Origin of the sequence: Pedobacter sp. BG31 (assembly GCF_042464845.1) — a bacterium.
Lineage (GTDB): Bacteria > Bacteroidota > Bacteroidia > Sphingobacteriales > Sphingobacteriaceae > Pedobacter > Pedobacter suwonensis.
Window position 1 is genome coordinate 1 of record NZ_JBHNZK010000040.1, and the last position, 9,930, is coordinate 9,930.

Annotated in this window: 6 protein-coding genes; 3 read left to right on the forward strand and 3 right to left on the reverse strand. The window is 40.9% G+C overall.

What is annotated here, in order from left to right; translation table 11 throughout:
* Positions 1–923 precede the first annotated feature (923 nt).
* Both ACFE6N_RS23335 and ACFE6N_RS23340 read left to right on the forward strand, forming a co-directional pair.
* A complete protein-coding gene (locus tag ACFE6N_RS23335) occupies positions 924–1,622 on the forward strand; it encodes a ComF family protein (RefSeq protein WP_378940313.1) in 699 nt (232 codons plus the stop codon).
* 58 nt (positions 1,623–1,680) lie between these two features.
* Positions 1,681–3,054 carry a hypothetical protein gene (locus ACFE6N_RS23340; RefSeq protein ID WP_378940315.1) on the forward strand — a complete coding sequence of 458 codons (1,374 nt, stop codon included), beginning with the start codon at positions 1,681–1,683 and terminating at the stop codon, positions 3,052–3,054.
* Between the two features lie 377 nt (positions 3,055–3,431).
* Here the strand turns inward: ACFE6N_RS23340 and glmS are convergent, their stop codons facing one another.
* The 3 genes from glmS to ACFE6N_RS23355 all read right to left on the reverse strand — a co-directional run bounded on the left by glmS (position 3,432) and on the right by ACFE6N_RS23355 (position 7,497).
* Entirely contained in the window at positions 3,432–5,270 is a 1,839-nt protein-coding gene (glmS, locus tag ACFE6N_RS23345) for a glutamine--fructose-6-phosphate transaminase (isomerizing) (protein ID WP_378940317.1), read from the reverse strand.
* Between the two features lie 149 nt (positions 5,271–5,419).
* Complete coding sequence (gene glyA / locus ACFE6N_RS23350) at positions 5,420–6,691, reverse strand: serine hydroxymethyltransferase (RefSeq protein ID WP_378940319.1); 1,272 nt, start codon at positions 6,689–6,691, stop codon at positions 5,420–5,422.
* Between the two features lie 62 nt (positions 6,692–6,753).
* Complete coding sequence (locus ACFE6N_RS23355) at positions 6,754–7,497, reverse strand: segregation and condensation protein A (RefSeq protein WP_378940321.1); 744 nt, start codon at positions 7,495–7,497, stop codon at positions 6,754–6,756.
* A gap of 203 nt (positions 7,498–7,700) precedes the next feature.
* On the opposite strand from ACFE6N_RS23355, the gene dxs reads away from it, so the two are divergent.
* Positions 7,701–9,629, forward strand: a complete 1,929-nt coding sequence (gene dxs / locus ACFE6N_RS23360; RefSeq protein ID WP_378940323.1) for a 1-deoxy-D-xylulose-5-phosphate synthase — start codon at positions 7,701–7,703, stop codon at positions 9,627–9,629.
* The last annotated feature ends 301 nt before the right edge of the window (positions 9,630–9,930 follow it).

The window sequence follows — 9,930 nt, forward strand, 5'->3', positions numbered from 1 at the left end:
ATTCAGTCAGGCATTCTGTACTTGAATACGTACTTCATTACCTCACTGCGCTACATTGACATCTCTTTTAAGAACTTATCGACTGTTGTTGCCTCGCGGCCCGTCTTTATATATCTCCAGATTTCAGCTCGTCCAGGTCTTTTTCGTCCTGAACATGTTTCCGTCTGTTTCAATCTTTTCTGTTGATCACCGTAACATCCGCTACATGATCTTTTTTTTGTTTTCCCTTCGTTTCCGTTGGGAGTGCAAAGGTAGGAATCTTTTTTGAACTTCCAAATAAAATAATTTTTATTTTTTGGTTTGCTTTTTCTTCTTTCCCTCTATTTCAATATGCCGGTGATGACCAGCTTCCCGCTCTTCCGAACCGGGCTGCAAAGGTAGCAATCTTTTTCTCTTACGCAATATTTATTTTAAAATAATATCGCCCTCCATCTCTCTAAGCCATCTTTTCAACAAACCCCTTCCTCCGAAGCGGGATGCAAAAGTAGGAAAAATATCATTCCCCACAAAGATTTTGAAACGATTAATAGAGGTTTTAACTTAAGTTCATGGTTTTCAACGGGAAATATTTTTCGACAGGCCAAAACAATATGAGATCCTGGCTGTTTGGCGTTGGCCTGTATACCTTGAAGCAACTGGTAGTGTCGAAATCCTAGATGACGAAAAGATTCTCACGCTACGCTCAGGAATGCAGATCTGCCACTAAACTTCCAAAGTTCCCCTGCGCCCGGCCACTTGAAACTTCGGAAGAAACTGCCCACCTAAACCCGATTGAGCGGAATAGCCCGGAGCGCAGCGAGGACTATAAGCGAAAGCGGGAACATGCTTATATAGTACCACCGGACCCTGCTTTGCTAAAAAGAAAAACAAACCCGAAAACTCAAAACATGGGTATTCCTCATAAAAATTTTATAAATTAGTTTATGCTACAGGTTAAACAATGGTGTAATGATTTAATTGGTTTGCTATTTCCAAACCTCTGCAACGCCTGCGGTGTAGCATTATACCATAGCGAGTATTTAATCTGCACGAAATGCCTGTACGACCTCCCTTTTACCGATTATCACGAATATGCAGACAATAGGGTTGCCAGGCAGTTTTGGGGCCGCTTACCAATTAATGCGGCAATGGCCATGTTGTATTTTAGAAAAGGAACGAAAGTTCAGCACTTAATCCACAATTTAAAATATAACGGAAGAACTGATGTTGGAATCCTGCTGGGTAATATGTTGGGGGAAAGGCTGAGAACAGCAACGCTTTACCAGGACATTGACCTGGTGATTCCGGTTCCTTTACACCGCAAGAAATACAAAATGAGGGGATATAACCAAAGCATGTTCATTGCAGAAGGAATTGCAGCACAAATGGGTACCGGCATCAGCGTGGACCACCTTATTAGAAGTACTTCTACTGAAAGCCAAACCAAAAAAAGCAGGTATAACCGTTATGAAAATATGAAGGATGTATTCCAGGTAGAATTTCAGGAAGATATCATGGGCAAACATGTTTTATTGGTTGACGATGTAATTACAACCGGTTCAACGCTTGAAGCCTGCGCTAATGCACTATTTGCCGCTGAGGCAGGAAAAGTAAGCATAGCAGCACTTGCCTTCGCCGAATAATGATTGAATGCGCTGCAAATACCCTTGCAAGTAGCCAAACATTTTTTAAGTTTGATTTATGCGTTTAAATACTGGTTTATTGCTACTCATCTTATTCATTGCTTCGGCTTGCCGGAAGAATGAAAACATTAGCACAAACCCAGATGCCAGGCTCAGCTTTTCCAGTAAAGAAATATTATTCGATACCATTTTTACTTCAATAGGCTCAACAGTCAGAATAGTCAAAATCATTAACAACAATAATGATGCGGTTAAAGTATCGGAAATTAAATTAGCTGGCGGACGCACTTCTGCTTTTGGCATCAATATTAACGGAGAACAAACAACTTATAAAAATGACCTTGTCATAAACGGTCGGGATTCAATAAATCTTTTTGTTAGGGTTTCGATCAGCCCCAATGCCAATAGCCTACCCTTTCTGGTGCAAGATTCGATCATTTTAAAAACAAACGGGAATAAACAGGTCATTCAGCTTTTAGCTTACGGGCAAAATGCGGTATTCATTAATGAATCTTCCATCAGCACAAATACCATCTGGACAAAAGCGCTGCCCTATGTTATTAACGGATCGTTAACCCTGAAAAGTGGCACTGTATTAACCATCCAGCCGGGAACTAAAATCTATTTCCATAAGGATGCCGGTTTAAACATCGAGGGAAACCTGATCGTTAACGGCAGCATAAACGAACCTGTACTGTTTTGCAGCGACCGGCTTGAAAGCATTTATACTGATGAGCCTGGACAATGGAAGGGAATTTTCTTAAAAAAAACCGGACAAGGGCTGATTAAAAATGCGATCATTAAAAACGCATCTGTTGGCATTACCTCCGATTCTTTATCGTTAAACAGCAACCCAAAATTAATTTTAAGTAATAGTATTATTAAAAACATGCAGGTGGCAGCCTATATTGGCTATCATTCAGAACTGTTAGCCTTTAATAATCTGATGTATAATTGCGGAAATTATTTGATATATGCTGTTGGAGGAGGTAATTATAACCTGAAACAGAACACCTTTGCGGGCTACAATTTAAACTTTCCGCGCAAAACAGCCTCACTGAGCTTTACAGATTATTTATCAGCAAATGTTTACCATAAACTTCAGGTTGATTTAACCAATAATATCATTTGGGGAAGTTTAGTCAACGAATTGGACATACAAAAGAAAAATGCTGCCAATCTGCAGCTCAATCTATCACATAACTTGATCCGATCTACCAACAATGCTTATAACGGCAATGGCAACATTTTGAACATCGGCCCTTCCTTTATCCACCAGGAACAGTACAATTTTGAACCTGCTGCAAACAGTTCAGCCAGAAAAAAAGGTGCTGATTTAACTGCCGATCCTTATTTCAGTATTTATCTTAACAAAGATATAATCGAAAATGAAAGATTTTATCCCTCAACCTTAGGCAGTTACGAGAAATAATAGGTTTTTTTTATATTTTCTCAAAACCAAACCGCATGAAGTTGCGTTTATATATCCGAGAGCGTTAATTTAGATGGTAAGGGTCGATTTCTTCTGAAGAATATCGGCCCTTTACTTTTTTGGCCTTTTTAAAGATCAGTTTTACTTTTTATTCTTTTAGCAAGTGAACACTGGTGCTAATCGCGGCCACCCGCCCCCCTTTTCCTCCTGCCATTCCAATTTATTGATATCAAAAATGTTGTTAAGAAACGGCATCCGTACATCCGATACCTATCGGATAGGGCTTATTTAACAATGCCTGTATCTAAATACGCATGTAAACAAAAAAGCAGCTGCAAATTAATGCAACTGCTCTGTTTATCTGTTTTGTGGTAAAATTATTCAACAGTTACTGATTTGGCCAGGTTTCTTGGCTGATCTACGTTACAGCCACGCATTACCGCAATATGATACGATAATAACTGAAGCGGTATGGTTGCCAGGAGCGGTAAAAAAGCTTCATTGGCATCAGGAATTTCGATGCAGTAATCGGCCATTTTTTTCACTTCCATGTCCCCTTCGGTCACAATGGCAATTACTTTTCCTTTTCTGGCTTTTACCTCTTGTATGTTACTGATCACTTTTTCGTAAGATGAGTTTTGCGTTGCGATGAACACTACAGGCATTTCTTCATCAATTAAGGCAATCGGACCATGTTTCATTTCCGCAGCAGGATATCCTTCTGCATGGATATAAGAGATTTCCTTCAGTTTTAAGGCTCCCTCTAAAGCTACCGGGAAGCCACTTCCTCTACCTAAAAACAAACAATTGGTAGAATCTTTAATCTTTTCTGCTACCTCTTTAATCAGGTTGTTCGACTCTAAAGCAACCTGAATTTTTTCAGGAATATGGTCAAGCTCGGTTAAAAGTTCAATTAACTTTGAAGTGGTAATGGTTCCTTTTTGCTGGGCCATGTAAAAAGCCATTAAAGTTAAAACGGTTACCTGTGCGGTAAATGCTTTTGTTGATGCCACACCGATTTCAGGTCCGGCGTGGGTGTAAACACCAGCATGTGTTAAGCGGGGAATAGAGGCACCGGCAACATTGCAGATTCCGAAAATAGTTGCACCACGTTCTTTAGCCATCTCAATAGCCGCCATGGTATCAGCTGTTTCTCCAGACTGCGAAATGGCAATCACCACATCTTTTTCGGTGATAATCGGATTTCTGTACCTGAATTCTGATGCATATTCAACTTCAACAGGAATGCGGGCATATTCTTCAATCAGGTATTCGCCAACCAAACCTGCATGCCAGGATGTTCCGCAGGCCACAATGATGATGCGATCTATATTTTTTAATTTTTCTGCAAATTCTTTAATCCCGCCAAGCTGCACCTTACCCTCTTCCGGGTAGATACGGCCACGCATACAATCTTTAATGGAACGCGGTTGCTCATAAATTTCTTTGAGCATAAAGTGATCGAAACCACCTTTCTCCAGCATTTCCAGCTTTAACTGCAGTTCCTGGATCAATGGTGTTTGCACTACATTATCCAACCTTTTAACCAACAGATCATCTTTGGTGATTAACGCAATTTCATTATCATTGAGATAGATTACATTTTTGGTATATTCAATAATCGGCGTAGCATCAGAAGCGATAAAGTACTCTCCCTGGCCCACACCAATAACCATCGGGCTACCCTTTCTGGCCACGATTAGACGATCTGGATGGTCCTGGTCCATAATCACTATGGCATAAGCACCAATTACTTCCTTCAAGGCTAAACGAACAGCTTCCAGAAGATCAATATTTTCGATTTTCTGGATTTCTTCTACCAGATGAATTAATACCTCCGTGTCGGTATCGCTTTTAAATTCATGACCTCTGCTAATCAACTCCTCTTTTAATGTAGCATAGTTTTCTATAATACCATTATGAATAATTGATAACTTACCATTATTTGAAGTATGTGGATGGGAGTTGCGGTCAGAGGGAACTCCATGGGTAGCCCAACGGGTATGGCCCATTGCAATCGTACCAGATTTATCCTGATCTTGAGCAAACTCCTCTAATACGGCTACTTTACCCGCTTTTTTATAAATATGTTCACCGGTTTCATTCATTACTGCAATACCAGCACTGTCATAACCGCGGTATTCCAATCTTTTAAGGCCTTTAAGTACAATTGGCCAGGCTTCTCTATAGCCAATATAGCCTACTATTCCACACATAAATTCTAGTTATATTTTAATTGCCAAATATATAAAACAAACGTTTGTTTCAGGTATTAAGCGCTAAAGATGTTTTAGTTAAATCAAAAAAGCAGCTACATTTTTGTAGCTGCTTTCATTATATCATTAGTAAATCGAATTAGTTAAGCTTATTTATAAAGTGGAAATGCGCTTACCAATTTAATCACTTCAGCTTTTACTGTATTTAGGTTCGTTTCGTCTTCCGGATTGGTTAAAACCCGATCAATTAATTCAACAATCTGTTCCATTTCAGCTTCTTTTAACCCACGTGTTGTAACAGCAGCCGTACCTACGCGGATACCAGAAGTTACAAACGGCGATTTATCATCAAAAGGAACCATATTTTTGTTTACCGTAATTTCTGCTTTTTCCAAAGCATTTTCGGCTACCTTACCTGTGATGTTTTTATTGCGCAGGTCGATTAACATCAGGTGGTTATCCGTACCCCCTGAAATGATGCCATATCCTTTTGCTACAAATGCCTTAGCCATGGCCTGTGCATTAGCCGCTACCTGTTTAATGTAGGTTCCGTACTCTTCGCTTAAAGCTTCGCCAAAAGCAATTGCCTTAGCTGCAATAATATGCTCTAACGGACCGCCCTGCGTACCTGGGAAAACTGCCATATCAAGCAAATTGCTCATTAAACGGGTTTCGCCTTTTGGTGTTTTAAATCCCCATGGGTTTTCGAAATCCCGTCCCATCATAATCATACCACCACGTGGTCCACGCAAAGTTTTGTGGGTTGTTGTGGTTACAATATGGCAATGTGGAAGCGGGTTGGCCAGCAGTCCTTTAGCGATTAAACCAGCCGGATGGGAAATATCAGCTAAAACCAAAGCGCCGATTTTATCGGCTACTGCACGGATAAAAGCATAATCCCACTCACGTGAATAAGCAGATGCACCGCAGATAATCAGTTTCGGTTTTTCAGCCAAAGCAACTTCCTCTAATTTTTTATAATCAATTAGTCCGGTTTCTTTTTCTACGCCATAGAACAAAGGCTGATATAATTTACCCGAGAAGTTAACCGGCGAACCATGTGTTAAGTGTCCACCGTGAGAAAGGTCAAATCCTAATATTTTATCACCTGGTTGCAAAACAGCAAGCATTACCGCGGCATTGGCCTGCGCACCAGAATGCGGTTGAACGTTTACCCACGCTGCTCCAAACAATTCTTTTGCCCTATCGATCGCAATTTGCTCTACCACATCTACCACCTGGCAGCCGCCATAGTAACGTTTTCCTGGTAAGCCTTCTGCATATTTGTTGGTCAATACCGATCCGGCAGCTTCCATCACTTGTTTGCTTACAAAGTTTTCTGATGCAATAAGCTCTAAACCATGTTCCTGGCGGTTTAACTCTTTATCGATAAGTTCGAAAATCTGGTTGTCGCGTGTCATTGTATATTTAGGTTTGTATTTTTTTGGCAAAAGTAAGGATTTCAAATTTAATTCGCGCTTGTTTAAGTTAATGCTTTCACATTAAAGTTGTTAAAGCCACTCCCAATGGTTATCTCAACGATTTGTTGTTGCAGCATTTCCAAAATGGCCAGAAAATTATAAACGAAATGCACTTTGTTTTCCGAATTTTTAAGCACCAGGGCAAAATCAATCTGTTTATTGATATCAAGCAAGTTGGCGATAAAGTGTTTTTGCTGTTCGATCGTATAGGGATATTGTACAACCGTATGCTTTACTTCTTCACTACGCAACTCATACCTTTGCATGGTGCGGTGATAAACGGTCAAAAGCTTATACAGATCAAGGGATAAGAGTTCATCCTGATGGGCGGAAGATGCCGCAGCCAGTGCAAGATCGTATGCAATATTACCTCTATGATTTTGCTTTAACCGCTCTTCTTCATACCACTTCATCTCTTCTGCTGCAGATTTAAACTGTTTGTAGGCAATCAGCCTGGCAATAAGATCCTGCTCAGAGTTGATTTCGCTGCCCGTTTCGTCTACCTCAATCCTGGGCAGCAACATTTTAGATTTAATGCGCATCAAGGTAGCCGCAACCAAAATAAATTCGCTCGCCACTTCTACATTTAGCTCCAGGAGCTGGTGGATATAGGCCAAAAAATCGTTGGTGATTTTCGAGATCTCCACATCCTGGATATTAAGTTCATCGCGTTCAATAAAGAACAGCAACAAATCGAAGGGACCTTCAAATACCGGAAGCTTTATCTCAAAATTCTCTGCCTGCATGTGTAGCAACAAACATAATGAAAATTTTCAGGTCTTATAACTTAAAAGACTATGCGCAATCTTCAGGCCGCCCTCTGTCAAACGCTCCACGCTAAGCGTTCACTGCCAGCCGCTCACCCCGCTATAATAAAGCGCTATTTTTCTCTTCTATATTAGAACAAATTTAACTTACTTTGTATCTTGTTTTTCACTATAAATTACGAATGCAAGTAAAAGCTGGCCCCCTATTATCTAAAATCAACTATCCTGCTGATTTAAAGCAATATAGCGAATCTGACTTAGAACAAATAAGCCAGGAATTACGACAATATATCATTGACGTAGTAAGTGTAAATGGCGGTCATTTTGGTGCCAGTTTAGGTGTTGTAGAACTGACAGTTGCCTTACATTATGCATTAAATACGCCCTACGATAAGTTGGTTTGGGATGTAGGCCATCAGGCATACGGACATAAAATATTAACCGGCCGAAGGGATTTATTCCATACCAACCGGGTATACGGTGGCATCAGCGGATTCCCAAAGATTTCAGAAAGCGAATACGATACCTTTGGTGTAGGCCATTCATCTACTTCCATTTCGGCCGCTTTGGGCATGGCGGTGGCTTCGCAATTGAAGGGTGAAACCGACAGGCAGCACGTAGCCGTTATCGGCGATGGTGCCATGACAGCCGGCTTAGCTTTTGAAGGATTAAACCATGCCGGCATTGAAAACAGCAATGTATTGGTAATCCTGAATGATAACTGCATGTCTATTGATCCGAACGTTGGGGCGCTGAAAGAATATTTAACCAGCATCACCATTTCGAAATCATATAACCGTTTCCGCGATGATATTTCTCATGTACTCACCGGACTCTCTAAACTTGGCCCTAATGCACACAAGTATGTTAAGAAAATAGAGAAAAGCATTAAAGGCACCTTACTCAAACAAAGCAATTTATTTGAAGCGTTAAATTTCAGGTATTTCGGTCCTGTTGACGGGCATGATGTAAAACGCCTGGCACAGGTGATTAAAGATCTTGCTGCCATTCCGGGCCCGAAACTATTGCATTGCGTTACCGTTAAAGGCAAAGGCTTTGCTTTGGCAGAAAAAGACCAAACCAAATGGCATGCACCCGGTCTTTTTGATAAGATTACCGGCGAAATTAAAAAAAGCATTTCTGATAAACCACAGCCTCCCAAATACCAGGATGTTTTTGGGCATACGATGGTTGAACTGGCCGAGGCTAACGATAAAATTGTAGGCATCACTCCAGCCATGCCCTCAGGCTCATCATTAAATATCATGATGAAAGCAATGCCAAAGCGTGCGTTTGATGTAGGCATTGCAGAACAGCACGCGGTAACTTTCTCAGCAGGCCTGGCCGTACAGGGCCTGGTTCCTTTCTGCAATATTTATTCAAGCTTTATGCAGCGGGCCTACGATCAGGTCATCCATGATGTGGCCATCCAAAAGCTGAACGTAGTATTCTGTTTAGACCGTGCAGGTTTAGCAGGTGCTGATGGAGCAACACACCACGGGGCATATGATATTGCCTACATGCGTTGTATCCCTAATTTAGTTGTGTCTTCTCCTATGAATGAAGAAGAGCTCCGCAACCTGATGTTTACGGCTCAACAAGAAAATATAGGCCCTTTTGTTATCCGTTACCCGCGCGGCAATGGGGTAATGCCTGACTGGAAGAGACCTTTTAAGGCATTGGAGATTGGCAAAGGACGTAAAATCTGCGATGGAGAAGATGTAGCCTTGTTAACCATCGGACACGTTGGTAATTTTGCTGTTGAAGCATGTATAGAATTAAATAGCGAGGGTTTTTATCCGGCGCATTATGATCTACGCTTCATAAAACCTTTAGATGAAGCTTTATTACACGAGGTATTTGCTAAATACAAACACATCATTACGGTTGAAGACGGCTCATTACCGGGAGGTGCCGGTTCGGCTGTGATAGAATTTATGACCGATAATCATTATAATGCCGAGGTGGTCAGACTCGGAATCCCGGACAAATTTATTGACCACGGAGAACAACCTGAACTTTGGGCAGAATGCGGTTATGATAAAGACGCTATCATTAAAGCGGTTAAAAATGTTGCGGTTAAACGTGTTACAGATAAAATGGCGGGATAATCCTGCTAAATCTATTTTGCATTAATGGTAATATCATGCCTGGTTAGGGCAGGGAAACCGCTTTTAACTTTTCACTGTTAGTTCTAGATCTTTCTGCGCATGCCTAAGCGTTATGTTTGCCACAGAAGCACGAAAAACACGGAAAAATTTAATCTCCTCCGTGATTTCTGTGTCTCCGTGGCTAATTAATTTTTGCAAATGTTTTAAAAGCAATATCCCTGCTGGTTAGGGGCTAACGAATTGCATTTAAATAGTTGTAGATCTTTCTGCGCATGCCTAAGCGTTATGTCTGCCACGGAAC